This window comes from Flavobacterium sp. KMS (assembly GCF_000813005.1).
GTDB lineage: Bacteria > Bacteroidota > Bacteroidia > Flavobacteriales > Flavobacteriaceae > Flavobacterium.
Map to the genome: position 1 here is coordinate 13,022 of NZ_JSYP01000008.1, position 18,991 is coordinate 32,012.

An 18,991-nucleotide genomic window follows, 5' to 3' on the forward strand; every position below is an offset into this window, starting at 1 on the left:
ATTACTGAAACTTCAGTCCGAAATTTACTTTATCAAAAGTTGTACTGCATGAAAGAGCAAATCTCCCAATATTTAAGGTTCCAAAAATACCCTCAACTCCATGACCCGAGTAAAATCCTCCAAGAGAAAAACGGTCAATCTGATATTTTAATGCAATATCATTAACCCGACTGCTCAATTGCCCGAAGGCTATTATTCTAGGAACAATTTCGTAGCTTGCAAATACTTTTGGAGCCATTTTTTGATAATAATCAAAACTTTCATCTGTTTCATAGTCAACACTTGTAGAATGCAAATTTTCTAAACTTCCACCAATAAAAGTATTATTTTTTGGATGCCAGGAAATATTAAGCCCAGTAAATGTTCCATCATAACCACTGCGCGATTCTACATAACCAACACCAATTGTTGCTCTGAAATTCTCAAATATTTTACCAACATAACCTATGTAAGTTCGGTCAATTTCTGATTTATCAATTCCAGCTCCAAGAATGATATCATCCGAACGCATTCCAAAAGCATATTGAAAATAAGTTGAATATTCGTTGTTATTCCCCGCAACAACGCTTCGCCCTTTATCAAGATCGATATTTGGCGATATTAAAGTCGAGTTTATAACTGCAAAATCAAATGTATTGACTTCTTGAGCAAATGTGGGCATAACAAATAAGAGTAAAAGTATAGTTATTTTCATAATTCCAGTTTTAGCTTACAACATTATATATCTAATTTACATATATTTTTCTTGTTAATAAAAGAAGTCCTATGAAGTGCATCATTATTCGTCAAAATGCAATATTTTTACAATTATATCTTACAAAATATTAACAATCAAACACATACTTACATATTCTCAAAACGAGGATATTCTTAAAGTAACATCTTAACCATAAATTATAAAACAATTATCTCTGCACATCTGCTATGCAATTTTTTGTTTTCATAAAAAGAAAACGTATTGCCATTAATCGTATTTTTGAAACAATAAATAATTCTAACATCAATACAAATTAATATGTTTACAATAGAGCAAATTAAAGAAGCACACTCAAAAGTGAAAACTGGAGCTGATTTTCCTAATTATATTCAAGATTTAATAATCTTAGGAGTAAAAGGATATGACACCAATGTAAATGATGGTACTGTAGAATATTATGGTGTAAACAATTATAGAGTTGCCACTGATGATAAATACGATGAAATTAAAGTAACATCAAATGTTAATAAAGAACGTTTTTTAGAATTCTTATTACAACACCAAGACGGACAAACAGATTATATAACATTTTGCAAACAAGCAGGAGAATGTGGAATTGCTAAATGGAGAGTAGATATTATCGAAATGACTTGTACGTACTACGATAAATCTGGAAATGAAATATTAATAGAAAAGATTCCTGATTAATTAAATAAAATCATCAATTCAAAATTTATTCAATGCTATTTTCTGGTCAAAAAATCTATTCGATTGCCCAAAAAAGTATGTTGTTATTACTTTTTATAACTGCTTTTTCAGGATTTTCTCAAAACAGTAAAAGCAATTCAAAATTTAAGGTAATTGCATTTTATACTGCCAAAAATGACCAAGCTCATATCAGTTTTGTGCATGAAGCCAACAAATGGTTTCCTAAGATGGCAGAGAAATATAATTTTGAATATGATTCAACCAATAATTGGGATAATCTAAATGCTAAGTTCTTAGCAAAATATCAGGTCGTTATATTCTTGGATACTCGTCCCGAAGAAACCAAGCAAAGAGAAGCGTTTAAAAAGTATATGGAAAATGGTGGTGCATGGATTGGGTTTCACTTTGCTGCATTTGCCTTAAACGATTCTCAATACCCACAAAACTGGGATTGGTACCACAATCAATTTTTAGGATCTGGCGAATACGGAAGCAATACATGGAAACCAACATCGGCAATACTACGACTTGAAAGCAAATTTATTATAACCAAAGATGTTCCTCAAACATTTAAATCATCGTCAAACGAATGGTACAAATGGCAAAATGACCTTAGGGATAATCCTGATATCAATATACTCTTAGCAATAGATGATACTAGTTTTCCTTTAGGTACTGGACCAAAACCAAGCGAGATATGGCATAGTGGTTATTATCCCGTAGTTTGGACAAATAAGAAGTATAAAATGGTCTATTTTAATATGGGACATAATGATATAGATTATGAGAATAACACCAATAAAACGCTTTCGTACACATTCGAAAACGAACCACAAAGTCAGCTGGTTATAAACACGTTATTGTGGCTAAAAAGCAATACAGGAAATCTTTAATTTTTTTTAATTTTTAATTCATAAAAAAATGTCAGAACAAGTATCACCCATCATAAATACAGAAGATTTAATAGCTTTACAAAAATCAGATATTGTAATTGTTGATGCCAGAACAGGAATCAATGCCAAAGAAAACTATAAAGCATCTCATTTACAAAATGCTCGTTATGTTGATTTAAATCTCGATTTGGCAACTGTTCCTACTGATGCGGCAAATGGCGGCAGACATCCATTACCTTCATTATCAAAATTTTCCGAAGTGTTATCAAAACTCGGAATATCGCCATCAAGTCATATAATTATATATGATGATAAAAATAGTTCGAATGCTGCAGCACGTTTCTGGTGGATGCTTAGAGCAATTGGACACAAAAAAGTACAGGTTATAAATGGTGGCTTACAAGCAGCTGTAAAAGCAGGTTTTCCTGTAAGTTCTGGAATTGAAACTTTTGCCGAAGCAGCATTATATCCAATCTCTAACTGGGAATTATCTCAGGCAGATATTACCGAAATTGACAAAGCAAGCAAGAACCAAGATACCATAATCATTGATGTTCGGGATAAAGACCGTTTTGATGGCTTAACAGAACCTATCGATTTAATTGCAGGACATATTCCCGGAGCAACAAATGTTCCTTTTACGAGCAATTTAAACGAAGATGGTACTTATTTATCTCCAGAAGTTTTAAAAGCTAAATATCAAGATATAATAGGCAATACAAAACCTGAAAACGTAATTGTACATTGCGGTTCGGGCGTAACAGCATGTCATACGCTACTTGCAATAGATTATGCGGGGTTACCAATTCCTAAACTTTATGTTGGTTCCTGGAGCGAATGGTCAAGAAATAATCGCCCAATGATTACTGCCGAAACAAAATAGAATTCTTAAATTGCGCAAATGAACACTATAGAACATTGGGATATCCTTTTATCTAATACAGTTAATAAAAAAGCTTTTATTGAAACGGTACTTGACGGAAATGCCGAAGGAGAATTAGCGGCTTTTAATTCCCTAAACGGAATTCTATTTTCGGACATTGCAATTGATAAATTTATAGAAAAAGAATACCAATATGATCTGATTGAAGCTGCTGCAGAATCAAATAGAAAACTACGAACATTCTCCTCGGGCGAACGTAAAAAAGAGTTTTTAAACTATTGCGTAAAGCAAAATCCAGATTATATTATTTTTGATAATCCGCTAGACCATTTAGATCATGCCTCACGTATTACATTGGCGAATTCTCTGGAACAATTGGCGAAATCAGTTCGAATTATTCAATTGGTAAATCGTGCTGCCGATTTGTTTCCTTTTATACAGAATAAAGCTCAGATTACAGATAATTCTTTTGTTTTAAACGAAATAAAAACTACCGAAAATAGTTCAAATTCAGTAAAAGTCTCTATTCCTAAACCTGCAGAACCTACAGATTACGATGAAGAAGTATTGATACACATGAATGCCGTTTCTGTAAGTTACGACGAAAGAAAAATCGTTGATGCTATTACGTGGACAATTAAAAAGAATGAATTTTGGCAACTTATTGGACCTAACGGTTCTGGAAAAAGTACAATCCTATCCTTAATTTCTGGTGATAACCCAAAAGGTTACGGACAAGATTTATTCCTTTTTGGAAAGAAGAAAGGAAGCGGAGAAAGTGTTTGGGATATCAAGAAGAGAATTGGTTATTTTTCGACTTCCATGACTGATTTATTTCAGAAAAAACACAGCTTAGAACACATGATTCTATCTGGTTTTTTTGATTCAATTGGATTATATACGGAACCAACATCTTTACAAAGACAAATTGTATCGCAATGGCTTGATGTGATTAAAATGAGCCATTTAAAGAATAAAACATTTACACAACTTTCTATCGGACAGCAAAGAGTTGCATTAATCGTTAGAGCCGTATTAAAACATCCTCCATTAGTAATTTTAGACGAACCTGTAGAAGGTTTGGATGATGAAAATGTAGCTTTAGTAATTGAACTAGTTAATCTTTTGGTCAAAGAAACTAGTATGACAATCTTATACGTTTCTCATCGCATAGAACCAGGTCTAACACCTACATCTATATTCGAATTAATTCCATCAGAAACTGGGTCAATTGGAAATATCAAATCAAAATCCCTATAATTAAAAAGAGCCTGAAAATATTTTCAGGCTCTTTTTAATATTCTTAATCAGCAGTAACTTTATAAGTAGGATCTTCGAGAATATCTACAATAATATTAGCATTTTTAAGTAGCAATCGGCAATCGTCACTTAAATGATATAACCGAACCGTTTTATTGATTTTTGCATACCGTTCTGTAATTTTATTTACAGCATCAATGGCGCTCATATCTACTATTTTACTTTCTTTAAAATCGATTATTATTTCTTTCGGATCATCCTGAACATCAAATTTCTCCATAAACCCCATTGTAGAACCAAAAAAGAGCGGTCCAAATATCTCATAATGCTTTACTCCATTATCATCAATATATTTTCTGGCACGAATACGTTTGGCACTTTCCCAAGCAAAAACCAAAGCCGAAATAATAACGCCTATTAAAACTGCCAAAGCCAGATTATGCATAAAAACAGTAATCACCGCAACGATAATTCCAACAAAAATATCGTGTTTAGGCATTTTATTAATAATCCTGAAACTAGCCCACTCAAACGTTCCTATTGCAACCATAAACATAACGCCAACCAAAGCTGCCATAGGTAATTTTTCGATTACAGGTGCTCCAAACAAGATAATAACAAGAATAGTTAGTGATGCAATAATACCCGATAAACGAGCTCTGGAACCAGCCGAGATATTTACCAGCGTTTGAGCAATCATTGGGCAACCACCCATCCCAAAGAAAAATCCATTTACAATATTGGCACTTCCCTGAGCAATACATTCCCGATTTCCGTTTCCTTTAGTTCCTGTAAGTTCATCGACCAAGTTTAATGTTAGTAACCCCTCCGTTAACCCTACAGAAGCCATAATTAAAGAATACGGAAAAATTAATTGCAGCGTTTCGAGATTCCAATTAATATTAGGCAAATGAAAAGGAGGAAAACCACCACTTATTGAGGCGATATCGGCAACAGTTTTTGTCTGAATACCTAAACCAAGAACCAAACCAAAAACAACAATAATCGCTACTAACGAAGCCGGAATTGCTTTAGTAATTTTAGGAAACAAAATTACTATTGCTATTGTTAAAGCAACCAAACCTAACATAATAAACATAGGATTTCCCGATAACCAAACTAACTCGCCATTAACAACCGTTTTAAATTGCTTTAATTGCGACATAAAAATTACAATTGCCAAACCATTTACAAAACCAAACATTACAGGTTGAGGAACTAATCGAATAAATTTACCCCATTTAAACAAACCTACCAGAATTTGCAAAACACCAGCCAAAGCCACAGCAGCAAAAACATATTCTAAACCGTGCGATTTCATTAAAGCAATCAATACAATCACTGTTGCTCCTGCTCCACCCGATACCATACCTGGGCGACCACCAAAAACAGCCGTAATTAATCCCATGATAAATGCAGCATATAAACCAACCAAAGGCGGAAAACCGGCAAGAATGGCAAACGAAAGCGATTCGGGAATCATAGTCATAGCCACCGTAAAACCTGCTAGAATTTCGGTTTTATAATCTACTTTTTGTGTGAAATCAAATAAGTTAAAATATTGCTTCATTATTTAAATATAAATCTGAAAAGATGAGAACTAATAAAAAACAGTTTTTTCCTACTATTAATATTTCAACAATAGCAAAATAACTTTTTTATAAGCGCAACAAAAGTAACTATTTTACAGCGTATATCGTTACAAATCCAACTTTACAAATGAGATAAAAGTCATTATTTCTTTAACAAAATCTATGATTTATTAGCGATATTTGGTAAATTACATCAATATTCCCTTTCGTTCCGTATAATAACAATAGCTAAGAGTAATTAAAAAAGAATCAAAAATGACAATAATAATTACATTTTGTGTCTTATTGCTTATCGCCTACTTATTCGATTTAACCTCATCGAAAACAAGAATTCCATCCGTAATATTATTACTCCTTTTGGGCTGGACAGTAAGGCAAATAACTAAATTCCTTGATATCGAGCTTCCTAAATTCACCCATCTTCTTCCTATTTTAGGAACCATAGGACTTATATTAATTGTACTCGAGGGAGCACTAGAACTCGAACTTGACAAATCCAAGTTGCCATTAATAAAAAAATCAGCAATAGGTGCATTTCTTTCCTTTATAGCATTTGCCTTTGTACTGGCTTATTTATTCCATTATTATGGAGGATACCCGCTTCAAGCCTGCTTAATAAATGCAATACCATTTTGTGTAATTAGTAGTGCCATTGCAATTCCAAGTGTTCAAAATCTAAACCTGAGCCAACGAGAATTTGTAACTTACGAGAGTAGCTTATCGGATATCTTTGGCGTAGTATTTTTCAATTTCATATATTATAATACCACTTTTGGATTCTCAACTTTTAGCTACTTTTTTCTGCAGATTTTAATTATGATAGTAATCTCCTTTTTAGCAACCATGCTATTATCATTAATCCTTAATAGAATTGAACATCATATTAAGTTTGTGCCTATTATTTTATTAATGATTTTAATTTATGAAATTTCAAAAAAACACCATTTACCAGCACTACTTTTCATCTTGATATTTGGTCTCTCAATTAATAATTTTAATCAGTTAAAAAACTATAAATGGAGTGAACGCCTTCGCTCAGAATCACTAGCTAAAGAGGTCCAGAAATTTAAAGAACTCACCGCCGAAGGTGCTTTTATAGTAAGAGCATTATTTTTTCTGTTATTTGGCTATTCACTCAGAAGAGCCGAAATACTTAACCCAGACACTATCTTTTGGGCAATTGGAATTGTAATACTTATTTTTATAATTAGAACGATTCAATTACATCTATCTAAAGTTCCCTTATTACCCTTACTTTTCGTAGCACCACGCGGACTAATAACCATATTATTATTCATTGGTATAACTGTCGAAAATCAAATCGGTTTAGTAAACGAATCCCTTATTATTCAAGTAATCTTAATCTGTGCCTTCTTGATGATGTTTGGTGTAATGATAACTTCCAAAAAAGAAGAACCCAAAGTCGTGAAAGAAGAAAAGCTAGATTCTGGCTTACAATAAAGTTTTTCACCATTAAGAGATTAAGGCAAATTAAGAAAAAAAAATCAGCCCCAGATTTTTTTTTCTTTTTAATTTGATCTAACTCTTTGCGAAAGGAACGCGGATAATACGGATTCGCTAAGGCGAAAACACGGATAAACACGGATTTTCTCTCATTCCGAAGCTTCGGAATTTATGATTGTTTTAAAAAATCCGTTTTTATCCGCGTCTTTACTTTTTGTAAATCCGCATCATCCGCGTTCCTTTATAGACAATCTAACAGCAAATAAAAAGTAAAACCTTAATTAATCTTAATCTCTTAATGGTTCAAAATTTTATTCCAGATAAAGCATAAAAAAGCCCCAAATTGGGGCTTTATATTTTTAACTTTCTTCTTCGTCAGTATTATGCGATTTCGAGTAATTGCGCCATTTATCGATACAATCAAGAAAATCCTGTGGAAGTTCAGTATCAAAACGCATCATTTCACCTGTTGTAGGATGAACGAAACCTAATGTTTTAGCATGCAAAGCTTGTCTTGGCAAAGCTTTAAAACAATTATCTATAAACTGTTTGTATTTTGTAAACGTAGTTCCCTTTAAAATCAAGTGACCACCATAACGCTCATCATTAAAAAGCGGATGACCAATATGTTTCATGTGCGCACGAATCTGGTGTGTTCTACCTGTTTCAAGCTGGCAAGAAATCAAAGTAACATAACCAAACCGTTCTAAAACTTTATAATGCGTTACAGCAGGTTTTCCTATTTCTGGATCAGCAAAAACAGCCATTTGCATTCTGTCTTTCAAGTGTCTTGCTAGATTCCCTTCGATAGTTCCTTGCTCCTCAACAACATTTCCCCAAACAAGAGCAATATATTCTCTTTCAGAAGTTTTAGCTTCAAATTGTTTGGCAAGATGCGTCATAGCAGCTTCTGTTTTGGCAATAACCAAAAGTCCTGAAGTATCCTTATCGATTCTATGAACCAATCCCGGACGCTCGCTACTATTCATTGGCAAATTATCAAAATGATGTGCCAAAGCATGAACAAGTGTTCCTGTATAATTACCATGTCCCGGATGCACAACCATTCCTGGCTCCTTATTGATCAACAATAAAGCGTCATCTTCGTAAACAATGTTTAACGGAATATCTTCTGGAATAATATGATTTTCATACGGAGGGTGTGATAACATCACCGTAACAACATCAAACGCTTTTACTTTGTAATTCGACTTTACAATAACGTCATTTACAAAGATATTACCCTCTGTTGCAGCATTCTGAATCTTATTTCTTGTAGCATTTTGTATTAAACCCATTAAGTATTTGTCGATTCTTAAAGGCGCTTGACCCTTAGGAACTTCAAATCTAAAATGCTCATATAACTCTTCTTCTAAATCTAAACTATCGGTATTATTATTGTTCATTTGCTGTTTTTTCGTCTCCTGGCACTGCTAGAGAATCTGCTGGTTGACTTTCGTCTAAATAACTTGCTTTTCCATCGCCCAAAACCAAATCAATTTTTGATGATTTCAGTACGCGATCTCCCACTTTTAAGTTTCTTCCTTTTAAACGCATCTCCAAAACCATATCTTTTCCAAGATTAGGAATATACGTAATTGTACCTTCTTCAAGCCCTAAAGCCTTCAATGTTGGTATAGCCTCACGATATGTTTTCTCTATCAAATCCGGAATACGAACTGATGAAAAACCAGATGCATTTATCTTAATATAAATCTTTCTACCCACTTTTACCTTCGTTCCTGGCAAAGGATCTTGCTCAACAACGCTAAATTTCGGGAATCCACTTCTATAATCCACACTATCCAAAAGTACGTAATCCAGATCCAGTCCGTCCAGTTTTGCCTCCACTTGTTCTTCGGTCAATTTTCTTAAATCTGGTACTTCGATTTCATGTCCGTGATCAGTTGTAAATGTTAACCAATGCATAAACAAATAACCTAAAACTGCAATAATTGCAACAGCAATTAGTATTTGCGTAAAAAATACTCGGCTAGTTAGATACTTACGTAAACTCATAAATTTATTTTTATTTGTGGCAAAGATAAAGATTTCGTTCCAAAAAAAATGATAATTTTGTTTAATACAAGAAAGCAGCTTTATAGTCGCCCTGAGCGGAGTGTAATAGTGTTATTAGATCAGTAAATCATACATTTCCTCACCCAGAGCCAAGCCTAAGATTTAGGAGCTATTTCCCGCTATACGCTATATCTTTTTCCATGCAAAAAAAGCATGAAAAAAGGATACCGCTACTATCGGGGCTAGAAACACAAAACGTTTTCATAATAACATTGACGATTAAACAAATAAACGATTAAACATAAAAACATATAGATCGATGAAAAACATTGCCATCATCATGGGAGGATATTCTAGCGAATATCAAATATCACTAATCAGCGGAAATGTAGTATACCAATACCTTGATAAAACCAAATATAATGGTTTCCGAATTCATATTTTTAAAGAAAAATGGGTTTATGTAGATGAAAAAGATGCCGAATTCCCGATAGATAAAAATGATTTTTCAGTAACCGTAGATGGAACAAAAATCACTTTTGATTGCGTGTTCAATGCCATTCACGGAACTCCGGGCGAAGACGGATTAATGCAAGCCTATTTTGAGTTATTGCACATACCGCAAACTTCATGCGATTATTACCAAGCCGCACTTACCTTCAACAAACGTGATTTACTTTCAGTTCTAAAACCATACGGAATAAAAACTGCTATCTCTTACTACCTAAATAAAGGAGATATTATCAATACCGACGAGATTGTAAAAAAAGTAGGTTTGCCATGTTTCGTAAAACCGAATAAAGCAGGTTCTAGCTTCGGAATCTCAAAAGTAAAAACTGCAGCCGAACTTCCTATTGCAATAGAAATTGCTTATAAAGAAGATAACGAAATCATCATCGAAAGCTTCCTTGACGGAACCGAAGTTTCTGTTGGTGTAATCAATTACCAAGGAAAAGTTATCGTATTACCAATTACTGAAATTGTTTCCGATAATGATTTCTTCGATTACGAAGCAAAATATGAAGGAAAATCACAAGAAATCACACCAGCGAGAATAACCGACGAAATGACTCAAAAAGTAAGCGAAGTTGCAAAACGTGCTTACGAAGTCTTAAAAATGAAAGGATTCTCAAGAAGCGAATTCATCATTGTAGACAACGAACCATATATGCTCGAAATGAACACAATCCCTGGCTTAACAACCGAAAGTTTGATTCCACAACAAGCAAAAGCAGCAGGAATTTCACTAGAAGATTTGTTTACAAATTCAATTGAGTTGGCTCTTTCATAAAGATGCTAAGAAACTAAGGTGCTAAGAATCTAAGATTTTAGCACCTTAATTTTTAAAACTCAAAAAACCGTTGAACCTTTGCCTCTCTGAACCTTTTGAACCTTAAAAAAAATGAGAAAAGCCATATTCCCAGGATCCTTTGATCCAATTACACTTGGACACGAAGATATCATCAAACGAGGAATTTCACTATTTGATGAAATCGTAATTGCAATAGGTGTAAATGCCGAAAAAAAATACATGTTTTCGCTCGAAGAAAGAAAGCGATTTATCGAAGAAACTTTCAAAGACGAGCCCAAAGTAACCGTAATAACCTATGAAGGTCTTACGATAGATTTATGCCATAAATTAAAGGCACATTTTATATTAAGAGGATTGCGCAACCCAGCCGATTTTGAATTCGAAAAAGCAATCGCACATACCAACAGACGTTTATCCAAAATCGAAACTGTATTTTTATTAACAGCAGCAAGAACATCATATATAAGTTCAAGCATCGTTCGTGATGTATTACGAAATGGCGGAGAATACGAAATGCTGGTTCCAGACGCGGTTAGGGTGAAAAAGTAAATATTTTGCGTAAGTCATTGCGAGGAACGAAGCAAACACACTAAAATGATAAATCACTGGAACGAACATACTAAATAAGATTGCTTCGTTCCTCGCAAAAACAAAACGAAAAAATCCTTTTTAATCTTTTTAATCTGTGGCAAAAAACCATCAAAAATATAAATTTGTCCCCCTCCTAAATTATAAGTAAATTCGCATTTTCAAATAAACTATTAAAAAATGAGCATAGAAAGAGAATTAAACAAACGTAGCGGATCTAAATGTGAACTTTGTGGCGCAACCGAAAACCTAAAAGTATATCAAGTTTTACCAACTCAAAAAGGCGGAATTGATGAAAGCGTAATGGCTTGTAGCACATGTGTAGATCAGATAGAAAATCCAGATAACGTAGATTTAAATCATTGGAGATGTTTAAACGACAGTATGTGGAACGAGAATGTTGCTGTACAAGTTGTTGCCTGGAGAATGTTGAGCAGAATGCGTGCTGCAGGATGGCCACAAGAATTGCTAGACATGATGTATCTAGACGAAGATACTCTAGCATGGGCACAAGCAACTGGAGAAGGTGAAGAAGACGAAAACAAAATTATTCACCGTGATAGTAATGGCGTAATTTTAGAACACGGAGATTCTGTAGTTTTAATTAAAGACTTAAAAGTAAAAGGATCTAGTATGGTTGCCAAACAAGGAACTGCTGTGCGTAACATTCGTTTAGACCATGAAAACGCCGAATACATAGAAGGAAAAGTAGATGGTCAGCAAATTGTAATTATCACACAATACGTGAAGAAAATATAGTTTTTTTTAGTCTCAGTTTTCAGTCACAGTATTCAATACTGAAATGAAAACTGAGACTGAAACTGAAAACTAAAAAAGGAGGCTATTCAAATCATGAATAGCCTCCTTTTTTATAGTAGATAATCTAATTATTTTTGAAACAATTTACTCACTTGATCTTTTGTTAAAGCCTCAGAAACATTGTTTGCATTACCTTCTTTGTTCGAAACCATAAATTGAACAGTCGGTTTATCAACACTTGCCGTATAATGCAACCAAACATAATTGTTAGGTAATTCTAGTTTGATATCATACAAAGGAGTTGCTGTAAATCCGTTTACGATAATATTGTAAAGATTTAGGTAATCGTTATCAATATTCTTGAAAGTGAATTTTCTTAAAGTATTGTTTTCATCATCACTTTGAATACAGTTATAAAATACAGTGTATTCGTCTCCAATTTTTTGGATATAATTATTATTCACTTTACCTAATTTCTCAACTGGCACAGTTTCAATAACTTTAATTTGAGCAAAAGATGCAAAACTTAAAAACAAAACAGCAATAGTAATAATTTTTTTCATAATATTCTTTGGGGTTTATTTATTTTATGGGGCAAACATAATAATAAAAAAAATTAACTCCTTTCTTAGACAGTTAATTTATTGACATTAAATATAATTTATTGTTTATAATTACTTGTCACCACAAACAATAACACAGTAACTAATTGTGTATAAATAAATTACTCCTCTTCCTTCTTAATTACTTTTCTAGCTACTTCTATTTTAAATTTTTTGCCTTTCATCTTCTCTTCTTTGATGTTTTGAAGCAAATCTTTTACTTTATTGAATTTTACTGCAGCAAACGAAATAAAATCTTTCACCTCAATTAATCCCAAGTCACCTTTTTCTAGTTTTCCTTTTTGAGAAAAGAACCCTACTATATCAATTTTATTAAGTTTGTTTTTCTTTCCACCACTTATATATATAGTCTGAAATTCTGGAGGTTTAGGCAAAGTCGTAGCATTATCGACCTTTAAAACATCCATATCATAATTAATATAATCCAGTTTCTTTTCACTTTCATGAACTAGGATATAAGCCGTTCCCGATGCAAGCATACGAGCAGTACGTCCGTTACGGTGCGTAAACTCATCTTCTTTAGATGGCAAATGATAATGAATAACATGATTCATCTCAGGAATATCAAGACCACGAGCAGCAAGATCCGTTGTGATTAAATAACTCACACTTCCGTTTCTAAACTGAATCAAAGCACGTTCACGCTCATCCTGATCCATTCCTCCATGATAATAAGTAGCGTAGATCCCTTTTTCATTTAGCGTATCACTAATACGTTCAGCAGCATCACGATGGTTACAGAAAATAATAGCCGATTGCGATTTTAAAGAACAAATAAGATTAAATAAACTTCCTATTTTATCCTTAGATGGAGAAACCACCATTTTCATCGAAAGATTCGATTTATCTTCCTCCTCAGGTATAAAATCCAAAATCGTTGGATTAATTACTCTGGTATATTTTGGAATCTCAATATCCGATGTAGCCGAAACCAACACACGTTTATTCAATTTTGGTAGTTTACCAATGATAAAAGACATTTGCTCATGGAAACCCAATTGCAATGATTTATCAAATTCATCAAGGATTAAAGTCTGAACTTTATCTAAACGGAAAGTACCTCTGTCGATATGGTCAGCAATTCTTCCCGGAGTTCCTATTAAAACTGCTGGCGGATTACTTAGATTCTTAATTTCTGTATCGATAGAATGGCCTCCGTAACAAATATTAACTTTGTAATCGGTTCCCATTTTTTTCCAAACCTGCTCTATTTGCAATCCTAATTCTCTCGAAGGAACAAGGATTAAACATTGTACAGAAAGGATTTCGGGTTGTAATAATTCTAAAACTGGCAGTAAAAAAGCTAGAGTTTTTCCTGATCCAGTTGGAGAAAGTAGTAAAACATTATTATCATTCAGGATTGCGTCCTGAGCAACTTCTTGCATTTCGTTTAGGCTTTCGATACCTAAATTCAAAAGTATATTATTCGAATGGTGTTTCTTATTCATTTTGCAAAAGTAGTCAAAATACTGTTTGTTTAAAGTTTCAGGCTTGAAATGAGAACAGAAATACATGAAATTTAACCGCAAAGCACGCAAAGTTTTTAATAAGCCGGATTTATTAAAATCGCAAAGTTCGCAAAGCTACATGTTTTATAAACCTTACGAACTTTGCGAAAATCTTTGCGCTCCTTGCGGTTAAATACTTAAAAGACTCAATACCCTACTGTTCTAATTCTTTAAAAATCAACTCCAATTCAGCTATTTCATCTTCTGTTAATGGTTTCAACGGACTTCTTAAAAAACCTCCGTCTATTCCCTTAATTTTCAAACCAGCTTTAATAGTTCTTGGCAAACCTTTGTTTACAATAAATTTTAAAAGATTTAATTGCTTGTAAAACACTTTTTGAGCTTCCTGCAAATCATTTTTCTGAATAGCATTATATAAATCAACATTCAGTTCGGGAATTAAGTTTGGCGCAGCTGTGCACCATCCCGTTGCTCCTGCAGAAAATGCTGCCAATGCCAACGGATTTGATCCATTAAAAAATGCAACATCATCACCAAGTTCTCTTTTCAAATAATGCATTCTTTGTACATCTCCACTACTTTCCTTAATCATAGTAACATTAGGGATCTCCAAAAGCCTTTTTAACAATGCTGGCGACATATCTACTCCACCCGTTGCAGGATTGTTATACGCCATTATTGGTATCGAAATTTGCTTCGCAACAGCATCATAATGTTGTACAATTTCATCATCAGTAAGTTTCCAATAACTCATCGGAATAATCATGACTGCATCTGCACCCGCTTTTTCAGCAAACTTCGCGTGGTAAATTGTTTTTTCGGTTGTTAAATTTGATACACCTACCAAAACTGGAACTCTACCATTAACTTGTTCTATTGTAGCTTCGGTAATTGCTTCTTTTTCTTCATCAGTCAAATACGGCATAACTCCCGTACTTCCTAACGGAGCAACGCCATGAGAGCCAGAAACAATCAATCTTTCTAATAGCTTTTTATACAATACAATATCTACTTTTTCGTCTTTGTCAAACGGAGTAATCGGATAGGCAATTATACCTTTAAACAATGTGTTTTTCATTTACTTTTTTTTAAATTAAAGATCTCTTCCTTCTTCTTCACGTAATGCAACACCTAAATTTTGTAGCTGAGGTGCATTTTCACAAGCTATATATTTAGCCGAAACTACATTACTTAAATTCTTGTGTCTGTGCCAAGCCCAACTCGGTATATAAACAGCGTCGCCTGCCTTCCACTCTACTTTTACATCTTCAACTTCAGTATATCCGTGCCCTTCAATTACGTACAATACTGTTTCATAAGTATGCCTGTGTCTGTTTGTCATTTGGTCAGGTAATAATCCTCCAATAGTCATACTCACGTTTTTACTCGGAAGATCAATAAAGAAAACAGGATGCTTTCTTTCAGTAGAAAATTGATTGTGAACTCCGGCTTGTTCAACATCTCTGTGTATTAATTTTTCTGGCATCACAAAAGTTGGTCGTGCAAATGTTTCGTGAAAGTCTTTTGATGAAAATTGTTTCTTAGTTTCCATAATCATATAATTTATTTGTTTTTGCATTATTGCGTTACAAAATTACCGTAACTTTGGACTACCCATATAACACAGTTTAAACACAAATACCTAGTCCAGATGTTAAGACCTTGGCAATTAGAGATTCAGATAAATAACAATTCCGATAAAGCAATTTATCTACAAATTGCCGATGCTATTATCGATGCCATTAAAACAGGAATCCTTAATAGCGGAAACGCTTTACCAGGAAGCAGGCAACTTGCGGGACTACTTAAAGTGAACAGAAATACAGTTATTGAAGCGCTAGATGTACTCATAGCCGAAGGTTGGCTTATTACAATGGAACGAAAAGGAACTTTTGTTGCCGATGTTTTACCTATTATTTCTGAATCTACAAATCATAAAAGGAAAACTGAATCTACAACTAAAGAAGTAAAACCTCTTTTAGTTTTTGATGATGGTATTCCCGACAGCCGAATTGCTCCAATGAATGAACTCGCAAGAGCATACAGACAGATTTTTAATCGAAAATCGCGCTGGCAAATAATGGGTTATAGCAACGGACTTGGAAATTTAGAATTTAGAAAAGCCATTGTTCAAATGCTAAATTTTAAAAGAGGAATGAATATTACTCCAGATGAAATATGCATTACCCGAGGAAGCCAAATGGCAATGTATCTTGCCTCTCATTGTTTATTTACCAAGGGAGATTACATAATGATTGAAAATCCTGGATATAAACCCGCTTGGGATACATTTGAAAATGCAGGAGCTCAATTACTCCCAATATCTGTTGACAAAGACGGATTAGTAGTTGATGAGGTTGAGGAATACGTAAAGAAATACGAGAATATTAAAGCTATTTACGTTACACCGCACCATCAATTCCCAACGACAGTAACACTGAGTTTAAAAAGAAGATTAAAGCTCGTAGAATTATCCAATACTTACGGTTTTACCATTATTGAAGATGATTATGACAATGAATTCCATTTCGGACAAAGACCAATCCTGCCAATTTCGAGTTATAGCAATGCCAAAAATACGATTTACATAGGCACATTAAGTAAAATAGTCGCGCCAGCATTAAGAATTGGCTACCTAGTAACCAATACAGAAACCATAGAAAAAGTAGCCAAACACAGGAAAATAATCGATGTGCAAGGCGATAATATTATGGAAGAAGCAGTTTTACAACTTATAAATGAAGGCGTAATAAAAAGACATATCAAAAGAACTACAATCATTTACAAAGCCAAAAGAGATTACTTTGAAACCATTTGTAATAAATACCTAAAAGACAAAACAACATTCGTAAAACCCGAAGGCGGTTTAGCATTTTGGATTATACCAAATTCACCTGTAAACATCTCTGAAATTGCAGATAAACTTCTTTTAAAAGGGATAAAAATTATGACTCCCGAGAAGTTTAGTTTTAACAAACCAATATCAGGATTCAGACTTGGCTATGCCTCCCTTACTGAACAACAAATAGAAGAAGGAATTATAGAATTAGCAAAATATTTGTAATGGGTAATTTGTTTCAGGTTTCAAGTTAATACTGTGTGTGTGTGTTTATTTAACCGCAAAGAGAGCGCAAAGTTTTTTATATTGAATGTGTTGACAAACGTAAAGTTCGCAAAGCTATGTGAATATAGCTTTGCGAACTTTGTGAAAATCTTTACTCTCTTTGCGGTTAATCCTCACAGGATATTAGACTTCGAAAAATAGGATATACAAAGAAATTGATTGTTATTTTTTGTCAATCTTATAAAGTCTTCCTCCATCAGTAATAGCGTATAATGCTCCGTCTTTTCCTTGAGTTACATCTCTAAAACGTTGGTTTTCTGAAACCAAAAGTCTTTCCTCTCCAACAACTTTATTGTCTTTTATAGCAAGACGTACGATATGCATTCCGCTTAAAGCCCCTATGAAAAGATTATTTTGCCATTCTGGAACACGATTTCCTGTATAGAAAGTCATTCCGCTTGGTGAAACCACTGGATCCCAATAGTAAACCGGCTGCTCCAAACCATCTTGTTGCTGAATTCCCGCTCCAATTTTTTCACCGCTGTATTCTATTCCGTATGTAATGGTTGGCCATCCATAATTTGCACCTGCCTTTATACGATTGATTTCATCTCCTCCACGTGGCCCGTGCTCAGCAACCCAAATTTCATTAGTAACAGGATTAAGTGCTAGACCCTGTGGATTTCTATGACCAATACTATATAATTCTGGCAAAGCTCCAGTTTGCGTAAAAGTGGGATTTCCAGTTGCGGGTTGCCCTTCTTTTGTTATTCTAACTACTTTACCCAAACCTGTTGCAACTGATTGTGCTAATGATCTGGTTTCAAGCACAGATCTTTCTCCGGTAGTTACAACAAGAAAACCTGTTTTATCGAAAAGAATACGTCCGCCATAATGAAGTGTACTTGCATTGGCTGGTTTGGCTCTGTAAATAACGGTTGCGCCTTCGATTGTTTTTTCATCAACTGATAATTTCCCTTTGGCTACTGCTGTATTGTTTCCACCAGTTGTAGCTTCTGCAAAAACCCAGTAAATCATACGATTAGTTGCAAATTCAGGGTCAATACATAGTCCTAATAAACCACCCTGTCCGGCAGAATTAACGGCAGGAATACCTGTAATTGTACTACTTACAACTCCTGTAGTCGTAGCGATACGCATCGTTCCTGTTTTTTCGGTGATTAATAATCTACCATCAGGAAGACTTGTAATTCCCCATGGGCTTGTTAATGTTGTAGCAATAACAACTCCCTCATAAGGTGTATTGGTTTGCACACCACTAATTCGGGTCTGTCCTTCAAATGCTGGTTTGTAAGTTGTATTGGCAGCATTTCCTTCTACAGGATTTGTTATTGTACCTGGATTTACATCGACATCTTTATCACTAGAGCAGCTCAATAAACTTATTAGCATACTCGAAACAATAGCAATTTGGTTAATATTTCTCATAGTTTTGGGGTTTTATAATTAAAACATAACGAAAGTCATAATTATAAAATAAAAAAAGTTATATAATTTATGAGAAAAGTTATATGATTATAAGTTTCAAAATGATGGCTTTATTTTAACGCCAAGTTATTTTACCATAAAGTTCGCAAAGCTTCTTGGCACTTTTATCTACCTTGCACTCTTTGCGTAAAACCGTGCCTCTTTTGCGGTT

The 18,991-nt window shown here is 34.0% G+C and carries 18 protein-coding genes; 9 read left to right on the forward strand and 9 right to left on the reverse strand.

All coding sequences use genetic code 11. The features are described from left to right. Position 1: 1 nt before the first annotated feature. Positions 2 to 694 carry a hypothetical protein gene (locus OA93_RS09555; RefSeq protein ID WP_039112965.1) on the reverse strand — a complete coding sequence of 231 codons (693 nt, stop codon included), beginning with the start codon at positions 692 to 694 and terminating at the stop codon, positions 2 to 4. 321 nt (positions 695 to 1,015) lie between these two features. Here OA93_RS09555 and OA93_RS09560 point away from each other — a divergent pair, with 321 nt between their 5' ends. From OA93_RS09560 to OA93_RS09575, 4 genes are read left to right on the forward strand one after another with little or no spacing between them, the layout of a single operon-like run. Continuing rightward, the gene (locus OA93_RS09560) at positions 1,016 to 1,405 is read left to right on the forward strand and encodes a DUF1398 family protein (RefSeq protein ID WP_039112966.1); all 390 of its coding nucleotides are present in this window, start codon (positions 1,016 to 1,018) and stop codon (positions 1,403 to 1,405) included. Between the two features lie 32 nt (positions 1,406 to 1,437). Beyond that, positions 1,438 to 2,298: a ThuA domain-containing protein gene (locus OA93_RS09565; protein ID WP_205625776.1), complete on the forward strand. Its 861-nt coding sequence runs from the start codon at positions 1,438 to 1,440 to the stop codon at positions 2,296 to 2,298. A 28-nt stretch (positions 2,299 to 2,326) separates the two neighbouring features. Then, positions 2,327 to 3,181, forward strand: a complete 855-nt coding sequence (locus tag OA93_RS09570) for a sulfurtransferase (protein WP_039112967.1) — start codon at positions 2,327 to 2,329, stop codon at positions 3,179 to 3,181. Between the two features lie 18 nt (positions 3,182 to 3,199). Further along, a complete protein-coding gene (locus OA93_RS09575; RefSeq protein ID WP_240474715.1) occupies positions 3,200 to 4,441 on the forward strand; it encodes an ATP-binding cassette domain-containing protein in 1,242 nt (413 codons plus the stop codon). A 43-nt stretch (positions 4,442 to 4,484) separates the two neighbouring features. Here OA93_RS09575 and OA93_RS09580 read toward each other — a convergent pair whose 3' ends face one another. Next, positions 4,485 to 6,011 carry a SulP family inorganic anion transporter gene (locus tag OA93_RS09580; RefSeq protein ID WP_039112968.1) on the reverse strand — a complete coding sequence of 509 codons (1,527 nt, stop codon included), beginning with the start codon at positions 6,009 to 6,011 and terminating at the stop codon, positions 4,485 to 4,487. 277 nt (positions 6,012 to 6,288) lie between these two features. Between OA93_RS09580 and OA93_RS09585 the strand changes: the two genes are divergently transcribed. Further along, entirely contained in the window at positions 6,289 to 7,494 is a 1,206-nt protein-coding gene (locus tag OA93_RS09585) for a sodium:proton antiporter (RefSeq protein WP_039112969.1), read from the forward strand. Positions 7,495 to 7,856: 362 nt separating this feature from the next. Here OA93_RS09585 and OA93_RS09590 read toward each other — a convergent pair whose 3' ends face one another. Both OA93_RS09590 and OA93_RS09595 read right to left on the reverse strand, forming a co-directional pair. Beyond that, a complete protein-coding gene (locus tag OA93_RS09590; protein ID WP_039112970.1) occupies positions 7,857 to 8,903 on the reverse strand; it encodes an RluA family pseudouridine synthase in 1,047 nt (348 codons plus the stop codon). Continuing rightward, positions 8,893 to 9,516 (reverse strand): PASTA domain-containing protein, encoded by a 624-nt coding sequence (locus OA93_RS09595; protein WP_039112971.1) that lies wholly within the window; start codon positions 9,514 to 9,516, stop codon positions 8,893 to 8,895. The genes OA93_RS09590 and OA93_RS09595 overlap by 11 nt, the downstream gene beginning before the upstream one ends. Positions 9,517 to 9,835: 319 nt before the next feature. On the opposite strand from OA93_RS09595, the gene OA93_RS09600 reads away from it, so the two are divergent. The 3 genes from OA93_RS09600 (at position 9,836) to OA93_RS09610 (ending at position 12,175) form a co-directional block, all read left to right on the forward strand. Next, positions 9,836 to 10,807, forward strand: a complete 972-nt coding sequence (locus OA93_RS09600) for a D-alanine--D-alanine ligase (protein ID WP_039112972.1) — start codon at positions 9,836 to 9,838, stop codon at positions 10,805 to 10,807. Between the two features lie 111 nt (positions 10,808 to 10,918). Further along, positions 10,919 to 11,377 carry a pantetheine-phosphate adenylyltransferase gene (coaD, locus tag OA93_RS09605; protein WP_035622952.1) on the forward strand — a complete coding sequence of 153 codons (459 nt, stop codon included), beginning with the start codon at positions 10,919 to 10,921 and terminating at the stop codon, positions 11,375 to 11,377. Positions 11,378 to 11,596: 219 nt separating this feature from the next. Next, positions 11,597 to 12,175 carry an alkylphosphonate utilization protein gene (locus OA93_RS09610; RefSeq protein ID WP_039112973.1) on the forward strand — a complete coding sequence of 193 codons (579 nt, stop codon included), beginning with the start codon at positions 11,597 to 11,599 and terminating at the stop codon, positions 12,173 to 12,175. Between the two features lie 128 nt (positions 12,176 to 12,303). Here the strand turns inward: OA93_RS09610 and OA93_RS09615 are convergent, their stop codons facing one another. From OA93_RS09615 to OA93_RS09630, 4 genes are all read right to left on the reverse strand, one after another. Then, positions 12,304 to 12,738, reverse strand: a complete 435-nt coding sequence (locus OA93_RS09615) for a hypothetical protein (protein ID WP_039112974.1) — start codon at positions 12,736 to 12,738, stop codon at positions 12,304 to 12,306. Between the two features lie 161 nt (positions 12,739 to 12,899). After that, positions 12,900 to 14,246, reverse strand: coding sequence for a DEAD/DEAH box helicase (locus OA93_RS09620; protein ID WP_039113086.1), 1,347 nt, complete (start codon positions 14,244 to 14,246; stop codon positions 12,900 to 12,902). Positions 14,247 to 14,460: 214 nt separating this feature from the next. Continuing rightward, entirely contained in the window at positions 14,461 to 15,345 is an 885-nt protein-coding gene (locus OA93_RS09625; RefSeq protein ID WP_039112975.1) for a dihydrodipicolinate synthase family protein, read from the reverse strand. A gap of 15 nt (positions 15,346 to 15,360) precedes the next feature. Beyond that, positions 15,361 to 15,825 (reverse strand): cupin domain-containing protein, encoded by a 465-nt coding sequence (locus tag OA93_RS09630; protein ID WP_205625777.1) that lies wholly within the window; start codon positions 15,823 to 15,825, stop codon positions 15,361 to 15,363. A gap of 93 nt (positions 15,826 to 15,918) precedes the next feature. Here OA93_RS09630 and OA93_RS09635 point away from each other — a divergent pair, with 93 nt between their 5' ends. Further along, entirely contained in the window at positions 15,919 to 17,331 is a 1,413-nt protein-coding gene (locus OA93_RS09635; RefSeq protein WP_039112976.1) for a PLP-dependent aminotransferase family protein, read from the forward strand. Positions 17,332 to 17,553: 222 nt separating this feature from the next. On the opposite strand, the gene OA93_RS09640 is transcribed toward OA93_RS09635, so the two are convergent. Then, positions 17,554 to 18,780 (reverse strand): PQQ-dependent sugar dehydrogenase, encoded by a 1,227-nt coding sequence (locus OA93_RS09640; RefSeq protein ID WP_039112977.1) that lies wholly within the window; start codon positions 18,778 to 18,780, stop codon positions 17,554 to 17,556. Positions 18,781 to 18,991: the final 211 nt, after the last annotated feature.